Raw genomic sequence first — 18,133 nt, 5'->3', positions numbered from 1 at the left:
TCACTCTGAAAATTGCAGAGTGCTGTGTGACTCGGTCAGGGGCCGTGGCACACTGCTCGCAACAGCACGTCGCGCGGCGCCAATTGGGGCATCGGGGATCCAGCGGGTCTTCGAATGAGTCTTCGAATGGCGCCGCAGGGCTGTCGGGAGACTTTTGTGGAGCATGTGGTGCAGCTTTCGGTGGAGGTGAGAGCGTGAGCGAACCGCGGTCCGCGCCGACCGTGGGTCAGGTGGTCCTCGGGCGACGCCTACTGGATCTGCGGGAACGCGCCGGACTCAAACGCGAGGAGGCCGCCCGTGTCCTTCGCGTGGCCCCCGCCACCGTGCGCCGCATGGAGATGGCCGAGGTCTCCCTCAAGATCCCGTATCTGCAACTGCTGCTGAAGGCCTACGGCGTTCCCGACGACGAGGCGGACCTCTTCGTCCGACTGGCCGAGGAGGCCAACAGGCCCGGCTGGTGGCAGCGGTTCCACGACATCCTGCCGGGCTGGTTCTCGATGTACGTCAGCCTGGAGGGTGCGGCCGCCCTCATCCGCTCCTACGAACCGCACTTCGTCCCCGGCCTGCTGCAGACCGAGGACTACGCGCGGGGTGTGCTCAAGTCCGGTGCCGTCGGACAGACGAGTCCCGAGGACACCGAGCGCCATGTCGCGCTGCGCATGAAACGCCAGGAACTGCTCAACCGTCCCGACGCCCCCCGGTTCTGGGTGGTGATGGACGAGACCGCCCTGCGCCGGACGGTCGGCGGACCGGAGGTGATGCGTGCGCAGATCGACAAGTTGCTCGAGGCCACGAAGCTGCCCCATGTGACGCTCCAGGTCGCCCCGTTCGCCAACGGGCCGCACCCGGGGACGTACGGGCCCTTCGTGCTGTTCCGATTTGCCATGCCGGAACTGCCGGACATGGTCTACAGCGAGTACCTGACCGGCGCCGTCTACCTGGACGCGCGCACCGAGGTGGCGACCCACCTGGAGGTCATGGACCGCATGGCGGCGCAGGCCGCTACGGCACAACGCACGAAGGAGATCCTCCGGGATCTCCGCAAGGAGCTGTGAATGGATCGCATCAAGCCGCGCGGCCGCGTCTACAACGGCATGCCCGCACGGGAGTTGGGCAGCGAAGGGTGGCACAAGCCCTGGAGCGGCGGCAACGGCGGCAACTGCCTGGAGGCCATGAAGCTGGCCGACGGCCGCATCGCCGTACGCCAGTCGACCGACCCGGACGGCCCGGCGCTGATCTACACCACGGACGAGATGACCGCGTTCATAGAGGGTGCCAAGGCGGGGGATGCCGACTTCCTGATCTCTTGACCGGCCGCTGGTGCGGACCGTGCCGTACCGCCGGCTTTTGTATCGCGCACATCTTCCCGATCATGACGATGACTTCACCGTGACACCATCAATGTCCTGATACGTCAAGCGAGTTGATTCAACCCACCAGCAGCGCGCCCCATGTCCCTCACTCCGGTGGCAAGGCACGGCACAGCGCGTCCAGGGCCGCCGCGTAGGCGTGTTCGGCCGTGGCCGCGTAACCCACCACCAGGCCCTCACCGGCCGTCATGGGTGATCGCGGGTGCCGGAACGCGGCGAGGCCGTCCAGGGCGATGCCCTGCCACGCGGCGGCCTTCACCGCGGACCGCTCGGTGCCGGGCGGCAGCCGCAGCACCGCGTGCAGTCCGGCCGCGATCCCCGTCACCTCGACGTGCGGCGCCCGCGCGGCCAGCACGGCGACGAGCCGGTCCCGGCGCCGCCGGTACCGCTGCCGCATACGCCGCACATGACGGTCGTACGATCCCGAGACCACGAAGTCCGCGAGCGCCAGCTGGTCCGGCACGCTCGCCCATGCCTCCCGCTCGCCCTTCGCCGCGAGCACGGGGTCGACGTACCGCTCCGGCAGGACCATCCAGCCCAGCCGCAGCGCCGGTGAAAGGCTCTTGCTGACCGAGCCGATGTGGATCACCCGCTCGGGATCGAGGCCCTGGAGCGCGCCGACGGGCCGGCGGTCGTAGCGGAACTCTCCGTCGTAGTCGTCCTCCAGCACCACCGCATCACGCGAGCGGGCCCAGTCGATCACCGCCGTGCGCCGCTCCGGGTGCAGCGGACCGCCGGTCGGGAACTGGTGCGCGGGCGTCAGCAGTACGGCCCGCTCCCGGCCGAGCCCCGCCACCCGTGCGCCGTGCTCGTCCAGCGGCAGCGGCACCGTCCGCACACCGGCCGCCGCGAGCAGCTCCCGGTGGAAGTCCAGCCCATAAGCCTCCACACCGAGCGGACCACGCAGCACCCCACCCGCCCCCTGGCCGAACAGCAGCCGCAGCGCGTGCGCGAAGCCCGAGCAGACGACGATCCGCTCCGGCTGGGTACGCACTCCGCGCGCCCGCGCCAGGTATTCGGTCAGCGCCTCCCGCAACTCCCGCCGCCCGGCCGGATCCCCCGGTCCGAACGCCTCGCTCGGCGCCGCCCGCAGCGCCCGCCGGTACGAGGCCGCCCAGGCCGCACGCGGAAACGCCGACGCGTCCGGCGCGCCCTGGCGCAGATCGTGCCGCGGCCCACGCTCGTGCGGCGGCGGCACCCTCACCGGCGTCCGCGCGGCGCGCCGCAGCGGCTCCGCCCGTTCAGCGACCCGCGTCCCCGAACCCTGCCGCGCGGTCAGCCAGCCCTCCGCGACCAGCTCCGCGTAGGCGTCGGCCACCGTGTTGCGGGCCACTCCCAGGTCGGCCGCGAGCGACCGGTACGGCGGCAACCGGGTGCCCGGAGCCAGCCGTCCGCTGCGTACGGCCTCCCGCAGCGCCCGGATCAGCGCCGCCCGCCGCCCACCCGGCCCCGACAGCTCCAGATGCAGATCGGCGCCGACCCTCTCGGCGGAATTGACCCATGATTCCGTCATGAAAATGCACCCTACCGCCGGTCTTTCCTCGCCCTAGATTGAAGACATGACGACGAACACCACCGCGCCCACCACCACGACCGCCGCACTCACGTCCGCCGGCACCGCCTCCGGGATCGCCGCCGCCGAAGCGGCACGCGGCCGCCTCGAACTCGCGAAGGCCGCCCCCCGGGTCTTCCGCGCCCTCGTCGGCTTCGACGCCGCCGCCCGTACGGGCCTCGACCCCGCCCTGGTCGAGCTGATCCAGATCCGCGCCTCGCACCTCAACCACTGCGCCTACTGCCTGCACATGCACACCAATGACGCCCGCAAGGCCGGCGAGAGCGAGGACCGGCTCCATCTGGTCGCCGTCTGGCGGGAGGCCCGCCACTTCTTCACCCCGCGGGAGCAGGCGGCCCTCGCCCTGACGGAGGCGGTCACACTGGTCGCCGACGCGGGCGTCCCCGACACCGTCTACGCCGAGGCCGCCGCCCACTTCGAGGAGGAGGAACTGGCCCACGTCCTCGCCCTGATCCTCACCATCAACACATGGAACCGCGTGGCCCTGGCGACGGGGAAGGTGGCGGGGACCGACGAGAGGCGAGGCTGACCCGTCACCACGGTGGTGGCTGCGGCCGGGCCCCGCCTCCTACATCCTGCGGAAGACGGCATCGATAGCGGTCGCCGTAAGCGCCGCGATCACCCGGTACGGCAGGCCAGGCAGGCCATGGCAGGCGTGGCAGGCGTGGCAGGCCTGGCCGCCGTGGCCCCTGGGCGCCCGCGGCCCTCACACGCGCATCGGGCGGTCTCCCGGAGAGACGGGCGCCGGCAGCCGTGAACTTCCCGTGAGGTACCGGTCGACGGCCGCCGCCACCGCACGCCCCTCCGCGATCGCCCACACGATGAGCGACTGCCCGCGCGCGGCGTCCCCGGCCGCGAACACCCCGGGCACGTTGGTCGCGAACCCGTCATCCCGGGCTACAGTGCCCCGCGGGTCGAGCACCAGCCCCAGCTGTTCGATCAGTCCGTCCTCCCGGTCCGGCCCGGAGAACCCGAGCGCGAGCAGCACGAGGTCGGCGGGGAGCGTCCGCTCGGTGCCCGGCACCGGCGTCCGCGACGCGTCCACCTCCACGAGACTCAGCGACCGCACATGCCCCTCCTCGTCCCCGGTGAAGCGGAGCGTGGACGCCGCGAACAGCCGCGCGTCCGCGTCCGCCGCCGGTGCCGTACGCAGCTCCCGCGCCTCCTCATGCGCGGCCGACAAGCGGTAGAGCTTCGGGTACGTCGGCCACGGCTCGATGTCCTCGTCGCGCTCGGTGTCCGGCTGCGCATAGATGTCCAACTGGGACACCGACGCGGCCCCGTCCCGCACCGCCGTCCCCAGACAGTCCGCCCCGGTGTCCCCGCCACCGACGATCACGACGTGCCGCCCCGCCGCGGACAGCGGCGAAACCTCCAGATCCCCCTCGCACACCCGATTGGCCAGCGGCAGATACTGCATCGCCTGGTGTATCCCGTCCAACTCCCGGCCCGGCACCGAAAGTTCCCGCCACGCCGTAGCCCCCGTGGCGATCACCACCGCGTCGTACCGTGCCCGCAGCTCCGCCGCCGGAACGTCCCGCCCCACCGCGGTCGACGGACGGAACTTCGTCCCCTCTGCCCGCATCTGCTGGATCCGCCGCTCCAGATGCCGCTTCTCCATCTTGAAACCGGGGATGCCGTACCGCATCAGCCCACCGATCCGGTCGTCCTTCTCGAACACCGCGACGGTGTGCCCGGCCCGGGTCAGCTGCTGTGCCGCGGCGAGTCCGGTCGGCCCGGAGCCGATGACGGCGACCGTCTTCCCGGACAGCCGCTCGGGAGGCCGGGCCGACGTGAAACCCTCCTCCCAGGCCCGGTCGGCGATCGCGCATTCGACGTTCTTGATGGTGACGGCCGGCTGGTTGATCGCCAGCACGCATCCCGCCTCGCAGGGCGCGGGACACAACCGTCCCGTGAACTCGGGGAAGTTGTTGGTCGCGTGCAACCGGTCGCTCGCGGCCCGCCAGTCCTCCCGCGAGACCAGGTCGTTCCACTCGGGGATGAGATTGCCCAGCGGACAGGCTTCGTGGCAGAACGGGATCCCACAGTCCATGCAGCGATCGGCCTGCTTGCTGATGATGGGCAGCAGCGCCCCCGGGACGTACACCTCGTCCCAGTCCCGCACCCGCTCCTCGACGGGCCGCCGCGGCCACTCCTGGCGCGGCGTGCTCATGAACCCCTTGGGATCGGCCATGGTCGACTTCCTCGCGTACGGGCACCGGGGGGCACCGGATGTACGACGGGCCGTGCGTCATCGGGCGGCACTCCTGCGGCCACGATACGTCCACGCAGACAGCCGCGCAGAGTGTCGGACAGCGCTTTCCGCGGGGCCTCTGGCGGGGTGGCGGATGGGCGATGTTGGCAGGCCAGAGGGGGGAGGCGGGGGGTAGGAGGTGGAAGGTAGGAGGTGAGAGGTGGAAGGTCGGAGGGGGTGAGCTGCGGGTGGATGCGCAGCGCCCCGGCCGGCGGCGGCTCGACCAACCGCCGTGGGGCCGCACCACGAGCGCCACGAACGCCCACGAACGTCGCCACCGCGATCAACATGCTCAGTACCGCCGAACCGGTGAACGCTGCCGTAACGCAGGCCGTGCCACCGTGGCCGCGCTGACCACACCCCCCACATGCCCCCCCACATGGCAATGATCACCCGCAACACGGCGACCCCTGGCGCGCCGGGCCGCGTAGGTGCCATCCCCGTCGGCTCACCCGTCCCGACTTGCCGAAGATCGAAAACCCGCTGGAGGCCCCGGCGCACCCTCCGGCCCCGGCACGCCCCCTTCCACGGCGCCCCTCAGCTCACCACCTCGTCCACCTCCCGCCAGGCCCGCAGCACACTCTCGACTGTCGGGGCGATCCGTCGCCGTGCCTCGTAACGCGGCACCCCGCTCATCAGCAGTTGGTCATACGGCGTGTCCACGTGCCGCACGGCCGCCACGACCGCCGAGATCACCGCGCCCTCGGACAGCGCCCGCCCGGCAGCGCTGCGCCCGACCCGTCCACTGCCTCGCACGGACGCATGTCCGGCGATCGCGCCGGCTCGCCCCGCAGGGCAACCGGGGAACAGTCGGATGATCTCCCCGGCGAACGCCGCCGCGAACCGCTCGTCCTCCACCGTGCGGCGCCGAGCATCCCGTATCCGCCGTCGACGCCGGGCCTCGGCATCCGCCAGACAGCGTTCCTCCGCCCGGACCAGTGCCGCTTCCTCGACGAGGACACCTTGCCGTTCGTAGCGACCCTTGCGCCGGTTGAACCGGACGACCACCACCGACAACGTGCTCTCCTCCCGCGATCTGCGGGTCAGCGCGGTGTCGCCACGCGGCAGGAACACCAGATGCCCGAGATCCGCACAGCCCAGGCAGTGCGGTACTCCCTCCTCCAGCACCAGCAAGGACAGCGGACCGCGTCGACAGCCGACACACCGCTTGTGCTTCAGCGGCTGGATGGCGACAAGTCGACCGGGGGAGTGCGGAGTTGAGGGAAGCGCCATACGAGGTACTTTCCCCGTCGCCACACGCGGATCCACCATGCGGAGCCACCACCCTGATCCATCATGTGGGTCCAGTTCGGATCCCGGCCAGTCCGGGTCCGCCGCGCGGGTCCGGTACGGAATCGCCACGGATCCAGTGCGCCCTCCGCCTTCGCCAGGCGAGTAGCCGCGCGCGGATTACCCGGTTCGACCGCCGGATTCGCCCCGAGGCCCCCTCTCACGCCCTATGCGGTCATGTACCGGTGCCGAAATCGCTCCCGACCGGTCCGCCCCCCTTTCTCGACATCGTGCTGTCCCTTCCGTACGGGTGCCGACACCGGCCCCGTGTCTTCGCGTGCCTCCTCCAGGGAGGGCGTCGACAGCGGCGCCCTGCGCACCCGGCATCATGGGCCGTGTGCGACTCGAAGCGATCACCTGGGAACGGCTCGCCGAACTACTGGCCGACCGGCTGACCGGCCTGGACCCGGCCGACGGCGGTGCCTGGCTCCGCGTCGGCTTCGACGGAGCGCCGGCCGCGCACCCCGGAGACCTCGCCGAGCGCGTCGCGGAGGCGCTACGGGTACGTGGCCGACCCTCGCTCGTGGTCGGCACCGAGGGTTTCCTGCGCCCCGCGTCGCTGCGCCTGGAGTATGGGCGACGGGACGCGGAGTCCTACTTCGACGGGTGGTTCGACACCGGCGCCCTGTGGCGCGAGGTCTTCGGCCCGCTCGACCCCGGAGGCAGCGGACGGATCCTGCCCGACCTGTGGGATCCCGCCACCGACCGGGCTACCCGCAGCTCATATGTCCAACTCCCTCCCGGTGGAATCCTGCTGGTCCACGGCCCTCTCCTGCTGCGTCACTGGTTCCCTTTCGACCTGACCGTGCACGTGCTCCTCTCTCCGGGCGCCCTCCGCCGGCGCACCTCCGAGGCCGACCACTGGACGCTGCCCGCCTTCGAGCGCTACGAGTCGGAGACGGACCCGGCCGGAACGGCCGATGTCCTGGTGCGCGCAGACGATCCGCGCCACCCGGCCTGGGGAGGCTGATGCGGGGAGCGCCCCGGACGATTACCGCCGGACCCCGGCAACCGACGGACCGCAGCGACCGGTGCGTCCGTCAGAGCCAGCCGTTGCGCCGGAAGCCCCGGTAGAGCGACAGGCACGCGCCCGCCATCACGGCCATGACCAGCGGATAGCCGAACCGCCAGTGCAACTCGGGCATGTGGTCGAAGTTCATGCCGTACACCCCGCACACCATCGTCGGTACGGCGATCACCGCGGCCCAGGCCGTGATCTTGCGCATGTCCTCGTTCTGCGCGACGGTCACCTGCGCCAGGTGGGCCTGCAGAATCGAGTTGAGCAGTTCGTCGAAGGCGGCGATCTGTTCCTTGGCCCGTATCAAGTGGTCGAACACATCGCGGAAGTAGGCCTGTATCTCCGGGGCGACGACCCGTATGGGCCGCGTGGCCAGGTCCTCCACGGGGCGGCTCAGCGGCACCACCGCCCGCTTGAGTTCCAGCAGTTCACGCTTCATCTGGTAGATACGGCCCGGGTCGACCCGTGCGCCGATCTCCGAGAACACCTCCGTCTCGACCTGGTCGATGTCCGCCTGCACCGCGTCCGTGACATTCAGGTAGTCGTCCACGACGTGGTCCGCGATCGCGTGCAGCACGGCCGCCGGCCCCTTGGCGAGCTGCCTGGGGTCCGCCTCCAACTCCTCGCGCAGCGGCCCCAGCGAACCGTGCCGACCATGGCGCACCGTGATGACGAAGTCCCCTCCGACGAACACCATGATCTCGCCGGTGTTCACCACCTCGCTGGTCGCCGTCAGCTGTTCGTGCTCCACGTAGCAGACACTCTTGAACACCGCGAACAGCGTGTCCCCGTAATGCTCCAGTTTCGGGCGCTGATGGGCCTCGACCGCGTCCTCCACCGCCAGGGGATGCAGGTCGAACAGCTCGGCGATGTCCGCGAACTCGTCGTCCGTCGGCTCGTGGAGCCCCAGCCAGACGAACCCCTCACCGCTCTTGCGTACCAGCCGCACGGCATCCACCAGGTCCGCGCACCCCGGCACGCGCACGCCGTCCTGATACATCACGCAGTTGACCACCGACGAGCCCAACGGTGACCTGGCGGGATGGCTCAGGTCCACCCGAGGCCGCCGCCGGGCCAGCCGCGCCACCTTGCGCAGGCCGCCGACCCCGCTCAGCCCCGTGACCTTCCGCAGATTCCCTGCCATGGACATCTGGATCCCCTCGCATGGATCTCCTCGCTCAACGCTTGCGCGCCTGCCCGGCAAGTCTGCCAGTCGGAAGCGCCGTGCGGGAAAGCCTGTGGGAACAGGGCATTCCGCTTTGTTCCCGGCTGTGGACGAAGTGAGGAACCGGGGGCCCATCCCGCCCTCGCGGGTGGTCGAGCGTGAGCCGCATCCGACGATCGGACAAGCGGAGTGACTGCGATGATCGAGACATGACGCGATCCGACAGGTATCTCCTGGACAACCAGCAGAGCGAGGCGGGTCGGCGCTTCGACGCCTTCGCCACCCTTTTCGATCCAGCGACCTTTCGGCACATCGAGGGACTCGGCATCGAACCCGGCTGGCGGTGCTGGGAAGTGGGAGCGGGGGGCACCTCGGTGGTGTCCTGGCTCGCCGCGAAGGTGGGCCCGACCGGCGAGGTCGTCGCCACCGACATCGACACGTCGCTGCTCGTCCCCCTGGCCCACCCCCCGGTGGACGTCCGGATCCATGACGTAGGCGCCGAGGAACCGCCGGGGGAGGGGTTCGACCTGGTCCACGCCCGGCTCGTCCTGGTCCATCTCCCCGACCGGGAAAGGGCTCTGCGGTCCATGATCCGGGCCCTGCGACCCGGTGGGCGGCTGCTGATCGAGGACGCCGACCCCGCCCTTCAGCCGCTGCTCTGCCCCGACGAGCACGGCCCCGAGCAGCAGCTCGCCAACCGGCTGCGCCAGGGCATCCGCACCCTGCTCGCCGAACGCGGCGCCGACCTGTCGTACGGCCGCAAGCTTCCGCGGCTGCTCCGCGAGGCCGGGCTGCGAGAGGTGGAGGCCGACGCGTACTTCCCCGTGACCTCACCCTGCACGGCCCTCGAAGCCGCGACGGTCCGTCAGATCCGAGACCGCCTCGTCGCCGCCGGGCTGGCCACCGACGAGGAGATCGACCGGCATCTGACCGCTGTCGAGAAGGGGCACATGGACCTGGCCACCGCTCCGATGATCTCTGCCTGGGGCAAGAAGGCGTAGGGCGCGCCTTACGGCCGTCATCCGCACGTCCAGCTGTCGCCGCGCGTGCATCCGGCTCGTATCGACTGCACGTGGGGTGTGCGGGGGGCTGCGCGGCGCCCCGCCGCGGGTGTACGAGTGGGTCGCCGGCGTACGAGCCGGTCACCGGGGCATACGCGTGCCCTCGCCTCCGCGTCAGCCGCCGCGCCCCGGCCGGGAGGGTCTTCCGCCGACCGCGCAGGTTCGCTAGCCGTAGCCGTAGCCGCAGCACAGCCGTGTCACTGGCCGCTGCCCTTAAGCCGCTCGCCGCTCGCCGCTAGCCCCAGTTCGAGCCCTCGTCCCCCGGGCGCCCCGGCGGTCTTCCGCCCACCCTTCGCACTGCCTCCGTCCCCGCCTGGCATCCGCGTGCGGCCGCCTCCTCCGGCGACGCGCCCGAGACCAGCGCGGCGAGGAACGCCCCGGTGAAGGCGTCACCGGCGCCCGTCGTGTCCCGAGGAGCCACCGACATGGCCGGCACGCGCGCGCCCACGGCGCCGGACCGCGCCACCAGAGCCCCGTCCGCACCCGCCTTGGCCACCACCGAGGGCACGAGACGGCTCAGTTTGGCCGCCGCGTCCGCCGGGTCGGTGAGTCCCGTCAGCAGACACGCCTCGTCCCGGCTGGGCAGCAGTACGTCCACTCCCTGCGCGAAGGCCAGGAAGCGATCCACGCCCAGCTCGGCCAGGAAGCCTGTCGAGGCCGGATCCAGACTGACCGGAACGCCGCGCGCGCGTGCCGCCGCGAGCGCCACCTCGGCGAGCGCCCGGCTCGACTCCGAGAACAGCAGATAGCCCGACAGATGCAGCCGGGCGACGCCGTCCAGCAAGACGTCCGACCAGTCGGCGGGTTCGAGGCGCAGGGACGCTCCGCTGTCCGTGAGAAACGTGCGCTCTGCTGCCGCGCCCGTGTCGACGAGGCAGATCACCGTTCCGGTCGCCGCTTCCGAGTCGACCACCAGGTGGGGCCGTACCCCCGCCGCCACCAATTCCCGCTCGTGCCACGCCGCCGTGTCCGTGCCGACCCGACCCAGCAGCCGCACGTCCGCACAGCCCGTGTGGGCAGCCCAGCAGGCGACGTTGGCGCCCGCGCCGCCCGGCAACCTCTGGATCACGGCGGCCGTATCCGTGCCGGTTGCGAGCGGTCCCCGGTGCCGGGCGACCACATCCGTGACCACGTCCCCGACGACCAGCAGCCCCCCGTTCCGGCCCCCCGCGGTCACCTCTCGGCCCACGCCGTGGCAATACGCGCCGCCAGCCGTACGTTGCCCCGCACAGCCGCCAGGTTGGCGCTGAGGGAGGCACCCTCCGTGTGCCGCACGAGGTGGTCCAGCAGGAACGGGGTGACCGCCTGCCCGGTGACGCCCTGCTCCGCGCAGGCGGCGAGCGCGTCGGCGAGTACGCGCGCGTGCAGATCGGGATCGAGCTGCTCCGCCTCCGGTACGGGATGGGCGACGATCAGCGCCGACTCACGGGCCCCGAGCGCGTCCTGGGCCCGCATGACATCGGCGACCTGCTCGGGGGTGCTCAGCGTCCAGTCGACCGGGTGGCCGGAGTCGGACAGATAGAAGCCGGGGAACCGGTCCGTGCCGTAGCCGGCGACGGCCACGCCCAGCGTCTCCAGCCGCTGCAGGGTCGCCGGCACGTCCAGGATCGACTTCACACCGGCGCACACGACGGTGATCCGCGTGCGCGCGAGCAGCCCGAGGTCGGCCGACTCGTCCTGCGTCACCGTCCACTCCCGGTGGACACCGCCCAGCCCGCCCGTCGCGAACACCCGGATGCCCGCCAGCGCGGCCAGCTCTGCCGTCGCCGACACTGTGGTCGCTCCGCTCGCCTCGGCCGCCACGGCCAGGGGCAGGTCACGGTGGCCCAGCTTGCGGATGCCCTCGTCGTTCGCGACCCGCTCCAGCTGCTCCTTGTCCAGCCCGACCCGGGGGCGTCCGTCGAGCACGGCGACCGTCGCGGGTACCGCCCCCTCCCGCCGCACCGCCTCCTCCAGCTCCAGGGCCACCTGGAGATTGCGCGGGCGTGGCAGACCGTGCGCGATGATCGTGGACTCCAGGGCCACCACCGGCCGCCGTGCGTCGATCGCTTCCCGGACTTCTTCCGACACCACCAGCACCATGTGCCCGCCTCCTGTCAGTCGGTCCTTCCTCATCTCTGGCGGCTGCCGACCACGGCTAAACTCTTGCGGCTTGAGGGCGGCGCCACCAGCCTGGCCGCATGACGAGCAACAGCATGCGCCTCGACCATGTGGTCCTGTGGGTGGCCGACCCGGTCGCCGCTGCCCGCTTCTTCGAGGAGACCGTGGGCCTGGAACCTCTGCGGGTGGCCGAGTACGCCGAGGGGAAGGTGACGTTCCCCTCCGTACGCGTCAACGAGGAGACGGTCCTGGACCTGGCCCCGCACAGCGTGGCGGACCGCATGCGGATGCTGCCGGACTCGGCCGACAGCGCCGGTCACCCCGTCAACCACGTCTGCCTGTCCCTGCCGGCCGACGCCTTTGACGCCCTGCGCGCCCGCCTGCGCGAACGCGGCGTGCCCCTGAGCGACATCGGCCACCGTTCGTTCGGTGCCCGCGGTGAGGCGACCCGCTCCTTCTACTTCCGGGACCTCGACGGCAACGTCTTCGAGGCCCGGCACTACGACGAGCAGCCGGCCGCGACCGCTCCGCGGGACGAGTGACTCGAGGCGGCCGACCTCAAGCACGAGCCGCCTGACGCAGACGGCCCCGGTACGTGAGCCGCTCGACGCAGGCGGCCTCGGCACGGGGCAGCCAAGCCGCGTAGAGGGAACGGGCCGCTCAGAACAATGGGCCGCTCAGAACGACGGGCCGCTCAGAACAGCGGCTCGGGCAGAACCCCCTCCAGAGCCAGCAGCTGCCGTTTGGTCTCCAGGCCGCCGCCGAACCCGCCGATGCCGCCGTCTCTCTCCACCACCCGGTGGCACGGCACGATCAGCGGGAGCGGGTTGGCGCCCATCGCGGCGCCGACCGCCTGCGCCCCGCCGGGCTGCCCGACCCGCCGGGCCAGATCGCCGTATCCCACCACGGTGCCGTACGGCACACCGGACGCCAGCTCGCGCAGGACCTGGCGGTTGAACCCGGAGATCAGCGACCAGTCCAGCGGCAGGTCGAAGGTGTGCCGCTCGCCGGCGAAGTACGCCCGCAGCTGGTCGGCCGCATCGGCCAGCAGGGGCGATCGCGGATCCTCCACGGGCTCGACGCCCAGCCGCGCCGCCAGCCGCTCCAGGGCGCGGTCGCGCACGGCGTCCGTGGCGTGGAAGACGACGTTGACCAGGCCGTCATCGGTCGCCGCCAGCATCAGGGGGCCGATGCCGCTGTCGACGACGGCCCACACGACGCGCTGCTGCTCCTGCCCAAGGCTGTCCATGCGCCCACGGTACGACCCCCCACTGACAACGCCGGGTCGGGTCAGCCCGAGCCCAGCGCCGCGCGCACCACGTCGGGCTTGTTGGTGATCACGCCGTCGACACGGTAACCGGCGACCTTACGGGCGGTGGCCGTGTCGTTCACCGTCCAGGCGAACACCCTGAGCGGCTTGCCGTGCGGCCCGTCGAAGGCGTGCACAGCCGAGACGTACCCGATGGAGAGCGACTGGTAGGCGGGGTTGACCAGGTCGATGGACCGGGCGTACTCGTGCAGCTGCGCCACCTTGGGCGTGCCGAGGAAGGCGGTGGTGATCGCGGGCCTCAGCTCATGAACCTTGCGCACGCTGTCGGCGCTGAAGCTCTGCACGATGAGCCGCCGCAGGTGGCCGCGGTCCAGCCAGCCCTCGTCGCCGAGGAGCTTGAGGGCCTGCCGCTCGATGCCCGGGTACAACTCGGGGTTCTTGATCTCCATGAGGAGGCTCTCGTGATTGTGCTCGACCCTTCGCATGTACTGCTTCAGCGTCGGCACGCGCGTGCCCGCGTACGCGGGGGAGAACCACCTGCCCGCGTCCAGCCGCGCGATCTCGGCGGCGGTGAAGTCCTTCACCTTCCAGGGCGCCCGGCCGGGGAAGAGCGTCTTGACGTTCGTGGTGCGCGGCAGGCTGTCGTCGTGGATGACGACCAGCTCACCGTCCTTGGTGCGCTGGACGTCGTTCTCGACCCAGGTGAAGCCCAGCGCCGCCGCCTTGTCGATCGAGGCGAGCGTGTTCTCGGGGGCGTAGGCGGATGCTCCCCGGTGGGCGACCACGGTGGGCGCGGTGACCTTCCCGGCCTTGACGGCCTCACCCACCTCGCCGGCCCGGGCGCCGGGGGCGGGACTCAGCAGAGGTGCCGCGGTTCCCAGGACCGCGGCGACCGTGGCGACCACCACGCGCGTGTGCATGCAGACTCCTCGCGTCGATCGAATACCCACAGCAACAGACTGACAGCGCAGAGTCAACGGCGCGTGGGTGCGCGATGACCAAAGATTGAACGGAGATGTCCAAGTCCGCACACCAGTGCCCCACAACTGGGGCAAGGCCGTGTTTCTTTGCCGGAAAATCGTTCGACCATTCCGGTGGGGGTCATACTTTCTGCGACAACCCTGAACCGCCCGCGCGGTCCTGGGACGGGGGCTTACAGCAGTTTTCCAGGACAGGGCGGAAGGGCAGCCGCGGATGCAAGGCACGGTCGACGGATTCAGCTACGGGGCAGTCACCCCGGTGGTGGCGTACCTGATGGCCTGCATCGGAGGCGCCCTCGGGTTGCGCTGTACCAGCCGGTACCTGCTGGTCACGGGCTCCTGGCGACCCGCCTGGCTGGCCCTGGGCGCAGCCGCGATCGGCTCCGGCATATGGACCATGCACTTCGTGGCGATGATGGGCTTCAGCATCGAGGGAACCGCGATGCACTACGACAAGCCGATCACCTTCGCCAGCCTTGCCCTGGCGATCGTCATGGTCGGGGTGGGGATCTTCATCGTCGGCTACCGCGGGGCCACCGGCACCGCGCTGTTCACGGGCGGCACGATCACCGGCCTGGGCATCGCCTCGATGCACTACCTGGGCATGGCCGGCGTGCGATTCCACGGCCGCTTCACCTACAGCACCCCCACGGTCGCCGTCTCCGTCGTCATCGCGGTCGTGGCGGCCACCGTCGCCCTGTGGGCCGCCGGACGTGTCCATGGCTTCCCGGGGAGCGTGGGCGCGAGCCTCGTCATGGGACTCGCGGTCAGTGGCATGCACTACACCGGCATGGCCGCCCTCGGGGTCCGGCTCGACGGTCCCTCCCACGCCGCCGCGAGCGGTCCGGGGGCCTCCGTGCTGGCACCGATGCTGATCGGTCCGCTCGCCTTGCTGCTCCTCGCGGGCGCGGTCGTGATCTTCGATCCGATGCTGATGGCCCGAGCCGACCGCACGCCGGTCGAGGACAGGCCGGGTGTCCCGGCCGCCGCGGTCGCCGCCCACCCCGGCCGCCGTCCCGCCCTCCACGAGGGGCAGGGGCCCATCCGCAGGCCCGAGCATTACGGCTCCCGCACCCCGCAGAACCGTTGATCGAGACCCGTTGTCAGTGCGGGGTCGTACGGTTGATGACATGCGGCCCGTTTCCCACATCGAACGTACGGTGGCGCCCTTCGAGGTCGTCAGTCCCTATCAGCCCAGCGGCGACCAGCCCGCGGCCATCGCCGACCTGGCCAAACGCATCGAGGCCGGCGAGAAGGACGTCGTCCTGCTGGGCGCGACCGGCACCGGCAAGTCCGCCACCACGGCGTGGATGATCGAGAAGCTCCAGCGCCCCACCCTCGTGATGGCGCCGAACAAGACGTTGGCCGCACAGCTGGCCAACGAGTTCCGCGAGCTTCTGCCGAACAACGCGGTCGAGTACTTCGTGTCGTACTACGACTACTACCAGCCCGAGGCCTACGTTCCGCAGTCGGACACCTACATCGAGAAGGACTCCTCGATCAACGAGGAGGTCGAGCGGCTGCGCCACTCGGCGACGAACTCACTGCTCACCCGCCGTGACGTCATCGTCGTCGCCTCGGTCTCCTGCATCTACGGTCTCGGTACCCCGCAGGAGTACGTGGACCGCATGGTCCCGCTGCGCGTCGGCGACGAGATCGACCGGGACGAGCTGCTGCGCCGTTTCGTCGACATCCAGTACACGCGCAACGACATGGCCTTCAGCCGGGGCACCTTCCGGGTCCGCGGCGACACCATCGAGATCTTCCCGGTCTACGAGGAGCTGGCCGTCCGCATCCAGATGTTCGGTGACGAGATCGAGGCGCTCTCCACGCTCCATCCGCTCACCGGCGAGATCATCAGCGACGACGAGCATCTGTATGTCTTCCCCGCCTCCCACTACGTCGCCGGCCCCGAGCGCATGGAGCGGGCCGTCAACGACATCGAGAAGGAGCTGGGCGAGCGCCTGGCCGAGCTGGAGAAGCAGGGCAAGCTCCTGGAGGCGCAGCGCCTGCGGATGCGCACCACGTACGACATCGAGATGCTCCGCCAGATCGGTACCTGCTCCGGCGTGGAGAACTACTCGATGCACTTCGACGGCCGCCTGCCCGGCTCGCCGCCCAACACTCTGCTGGACTACTTCCCGGACGACTTCCTCCTCGTCATCGACGAGTCGCATGTCACCGTCCCGCAGATCGGCGCCATGTATGAGGGCGACGCCTCCCGTAAGCGCACCCTCGTCGAGCACGGGTTCCGGCTGCCCTCCGCGCTGGACAACCGCCCGCTGAAGTGGGAGGAATTCCAGAAGCGCATCGGTCAGACCGTCTATCTGTCGGCCACCCCGGGCGCCTACGAGCTCTCGCGTTCCGACGGTTTCGTGGAGCAGATCATCCGCCCGACCGGCCTGGTCGACCCGGAGGTCGTCGTCAAGCCGACCGAGGGCCAGATCGACGACCTGGTGCACGAGATCCGCAAGCGCACCGACAAGGACGAGCGGGTCCTGGTGACCACGCTGACCAAGAAGATGGCCGAGGACCTCACGGACTACTTCCTGGAGCTCGGCATCCAGGTGCGCTATCTGCACAGCGACGTCGACACGCTGCGCCGTGTGGAACTGCTGCGCGAGCTGCGTGCCGGCGAGTACGACGTCCTGGTCGGCATCAACCTCCTCCGCGAGGGCCTCGACCTGCCCGAGGTCTCCCTGGTGGCGATCCTGGACGCCGACAAGGAGGGCTTCCTGCGGTCCGGCACCTCGCTGATCCAGACCATCGGCCGCGCGGCGCGCAACGTCTCCGGCCAGGTCCATATGTACGCCGACAAGATCACCCCGGCGATGGAGAAGGCCATCGAGGAGACCAACCGCCGCCGGGAGAAGCAGATCGCCTACAACAAGGCCAGGGGCATCGACCCGCAGCCGCTGCGCAAGAAGATCAACGACATCGTCGCGCAGATCGCCCGCGAGGAGGTCGACACCGAACAACTCCTCGGCTCGGGTTATCGCCAGTCGAAGGACGGCAAGGGCGCCAAGACGCCCGTACCGGCGCTCGGTGACAAGACGGCCAAGGGCGGGAAGGCCGGCAAGGCCGCCAAGTCCGCGAAGGGCGGCAAGGTGCCGACCGACCGACCGGCGGCCGAACTCGCCGAGCAGATCGAGGAGATGACCGAGCGCATGCGCGCCGCCGCCGCGGAGCTGCAGTTCGAGATCGCCGCCCGGCTGCGGGACGAGGTGTCGGAGATGAAGAAGGAACTGCGCCAGATGCGCGAGGCGGGAATCGCCTGACCCTGCGGCACCCGCGCCGCACCGGACCCCGGTACCCACGCCGAGTGTTGCAACACCGACACAAAGCGTGGGCCGGGGCTCGGCCCTGTCGGTGCGCCTGCGTAGGGTTCTGCACAACCGCGCGGTGCGCGACAACAGGGGACGTCGAGAGGGGATCCAGCCGTGTCCGTCAACTTGACCAAGGGTCAGGCCATCAGCCTGGAGAAGAAGGACGGGGCCAGCCTGACCGCCGTCCGTATGGGGCTCGGCTGGCAGGCGGCCAAGCGGCGTGGCCTGTTCGGCTCGCGCACGCGCGAGATCGACCTGGACGCCTCGGCGGTCCTCTTCGCGGAGAAGCAGCCGGTCGACGTGGTCTTCTTCCGTCATCTGGTGAGCGACGACGGTTCCGTGCGCCATACCGGCGACAACCTCGTCGGCGGTGTCGGCCAGGGCGGGGACGACGAGGCGATCCTGGTGGACCTCCAGCGTGTTCCGGTCCACGTCGACCAGATCGTCTTCACCGTGAACTCCTTCACGGGGCAGACATTCCAGGAGGTGGAGAACGCCTTCTGCCGCCTCGTGGACGAGACGAACGGTCAGGAACTCGCCCGCTACACGCTGGCCGGCGGAGGCGAGTACACCGCCCAGATCATGGCCAAGGTGCACCGGGCCGGCTCGGGCTGGACGATGACCGCTCTGGGTGCTCCGGCCAACGGCCGTACCTTCCAGGACCTGATGCCCACGATCCTGCCGCACCTGTAGGAGCGGTGGGCACCGCCCACCCGGGCGGAGGCA

Annotated in this window: 17 protein-coding genes; 9 read left to right on the top strand and 8 right to left on the bottom strand. The window is 70.6% G+C overall.

The genetic code is table 11. From position 1 onward, the window contains the following. The first annotated feature begins 194 nt into the window (after positions 1–194). Together ACIBA9_RS13170 and ACIBA9_RS13165 are read left to right on the top strand one after the other, a co-directional pair. A complete protein-coding gene (locus ACIBA9_RS13170; protein WP_399362437.1) occupies positions 195–1,055 on the top strand; it encodes a helix-turn-helix domain-containing protein in 861 nt (286 codons plus the stop codon). Further along, the gene (locus ACIBA9_RS13165; protein ID WP_393898611.1) at positions 1,056–1,310 is read left to right on the top strand and encodes a DUF397 domain-containing protein; all 255 of its coding nucleotides are present in this window, start codon (positions 1,056–1,058) and stop codon (positions 1,308–1,310) included. A gap of 148 nt (positions 1,311–1,458) precedes the next feature. On the opposite strand, the gene ACIBA9_RS13160 is transcribed toward ACIBA9_RS13165, so the two are convergent. After that, entirely contained in the window at positions 1,459–2,883 is a 1,425-nt protein-coding gene (locus ACIBA9_RS13160; RefSeq protein ID WP_399362435.1) for a PLP-dependent aminotransferase family protein, read from the bottom strand. A 46-nt stretch (positions 2,884–2,929) separates the two neighbouring features. Here ACIBA9_RS13160 and ACIBA9_RS13155 point away from each other — a divergent pair, with 46 nt between their 5' ends. Continuing rightward, positions 2,930–3,472, top strand: a complete 543-nt coding sequence (locus ACIBA9_RS13155; RefSeq protein ID WP_399362433.1) for a carboxymuconolactone decarboxylase family protein — start codon at positions 2,930–2,932, stop codon at positions 3,470–3,472. Between the two features lie 177 nt (positions 3,473–3,649). Here the strand turns inward: ACIBA9_RS13155 and ACIBA9_RS13150 are convergent, their stop codons facing one another. Together ACIBA9_RS13150 and ACIBA9_RS13145 are read right to left on the bottom strand one after the other, a co-directional pair. Next, positions 3,650–5,137, bottom strand: coding sequence for a glutamate synthase subunit beta (locus tag ACIBA9_RS13150; protein ID WP_399362431.1), 1,488 nt, complete (start codon positions 5,135–5,137; stop codon positions 3,650–3,652). A 597-nt stretch (positions 5,138–5,734) separates the two neighbouring features. Beyond that, positions 5,735–6,430 (bottom strand): DUF2293 domain-containing protein, encoded by a 696-nt coding sequence (locus ACIBA9_RS13145; RefSeq protein WP_399362429.1) that lies wholly within the window; start codon positions 6,428–6,430, stop codon positions 5,735–5,737. A 385-nt stretch (positions 6,431–6,815) separates the two neighbouring features. On the opposite strand from ACIBA9_RS13145, the gene ACIBA9_RS13140 reads away from it, so the two are divergent. Beyond that, complete coding sequence (locus tag ACIBA9_RS13140; RefSeq protein WP_399362427.1) at positions 6,816–7,457, top strand: uridine kinase; 642 nt, start codon at positions 6,816–6,818, stop codon at positions 7,455–7,457. 70 nt (positions 7,458–7,527) lie between these two features. On the opposite strand, the gene corA is transcribed toward ACIBA9_RS13140, so the two are convergent. Next, a complete protein-coding gene (corA, locus tag ACIBA9_RS13135; RefSeq protein ID WP_399362425.1) occupies positions 7,528–8,655 on the bottom strand; it encodes a magnesium/cobalt transporter CorA in 1,128 nt (375 codons plus the stop codon). A 224-nt stretch (positions 8,656–8,879) separates the two neighbouring features. Here corA and ACIBA9_RS13130 point away from each other — a divergent pair, with 224 nt between their 5' ends. Continuing rightward, on the top strand, positions 8,880–9,671 hold the full coding sequence (locus tag ACIBA9_RS13130; protein ID WP_399362423.1) for a methyltransferase: 792 nt from the start codon (positions 8,880–8,882) through the stop codon (positions 9,669–9,671). A 295-nt stretch (positions 9,672–9,966) separates the two neighbouring features. Here ACIBA9_RS13130 and ACIBA9_RS13125 read toward each other — a convergent pair whose 3' ends face one another. Both ACIBA9_RS13125 and ACIBA9_RS13120 read right to left on the bottom strand, forming a co-directional pair. Further along, on the bottom strand, positions 9,967–10,920 hold the full coding sequence (locus ACIBA9_RS13125; protein ID WP_399362421.1) for a carbohydrate kinase family protein: 954 nt from the start codon (positions 10,918–10,920) through the stop codon (positions 9,967–9,969). Next, positions 10,905–11,813, bottom strand: a complete 909-nt coding sequence (locus ACIBA9_RS13120) for a pseudouridine-5'-phosphate glycosidase (RefSeq protein WP_393902773.1) — start codon at positions 11,811–11,813, stop codon at positions 10,905–10,907. The genes ACIBA9_RS13125 and ACIBA9_RS13120 overlap by 16 nt, the downstream gene beginning before the upstream one ends. A gap of 98 nt (positions 11,814–11,911) precedes the next feature. On the opposite strand from ACIBA9_RS13120, the gene ACIBA9_RS13115 reads away from it, so the two are divergent. After that, a complete protein-coding gene (locus ACIBA9_RS13115) occupies positions 11,912–12,373 on the top strand; it encodes a VOC family protein (RefSeq protein WP_399362419.1) in 462 nt (153 codons plus the stop codon). 152 nt (positions 12,374–12,525) lie between these two features. Here the strand turns inward: ACIBA9_RS13115 and ACIBA9_RS13110 are convergent, their stop codons facing one another. After that, positions 12,526–13,080, bottom strand: coding sequence for a methylated-DNA--[protein]-cysteine S-methyltransferase (locus tag ACIBA9_RS13110; protein WP_399362417.1), 555 nt, complete (start codon positions 13,078–13,080; stop codon positions 12,526–12,528). Positions 13,081–13,121: 41 nt separating this feature from the next. Then, positions 13,122–14,021, bottom strand: coding sequence for a glycerophosphodiester phosphodiesterase (locus ACIBA9_RS13105; protein ID WP_399362415.1), 900 nt, complete (start codon positions 14,019–14,021; stop codon positions 13,122–13,124). A gap of 274 nt (positions 14,022–14,295) precedes the next feature. Here ACIBA9_RS13105 and ACIBA9_RS13100 point away from each other — a divergent pair, with 274 nt between their 5' ends. From ACIBA9_RS13100 to ACIBA9_RS13090, 3 genes are all read left to right on the top strand, one after another. Continuing rightward, the gene (locus tag ACIBA9_RS13100; RefSeq protein ID WP_399362413.1) at positions 14,296–15,171 is read left to right on the top strand and encodes an MHYT domain-containing protein; all 876 of its coding nucleotides are present in this window, start codon (positions 14,296–14,298) and stop codon (positions 15,169–15,171) included. A 40-nt stretch (positions 15,172–15,211) separates the two neighbouring features. Next, on the top strand, positions 15,212–17,359 hold the full coding sequence (gene uvrB / locus ACIBA9_RS13095; protein ID WP_399362411.1) for an excinuclease ABC subunit UvrB: 2,148 nt from the start codon (positions 15,212–15,214) through the stop codon (positions 17,357–17,359). 162 nt (positions 17,360–17,521) lie between these two features. Then, on the top strand, positions 17,522–18,100 hold the full coding sequence (locus tag ACIBA9_RS13090; protein ID WP_362153618.1) for a TerD family protein: 579 nt from the start codon (positions 17,522–17,524) through the stop codon (positions 18,098–18,100). Positions 18,101–18,133 lie beyond the last annotated feature (33 nt).

The organism is Streptomyces sp. NPDC051452 (assembly GCF_044454765.1).
Lineage (GTDB): Bacteria > Actinomycetota > Actinomycetes > Streptomycetales > Streptomycetaceae > Streptomyces.
This window is presented reverse-complemented; position numbering and strand designations above follow the sequence as displayed.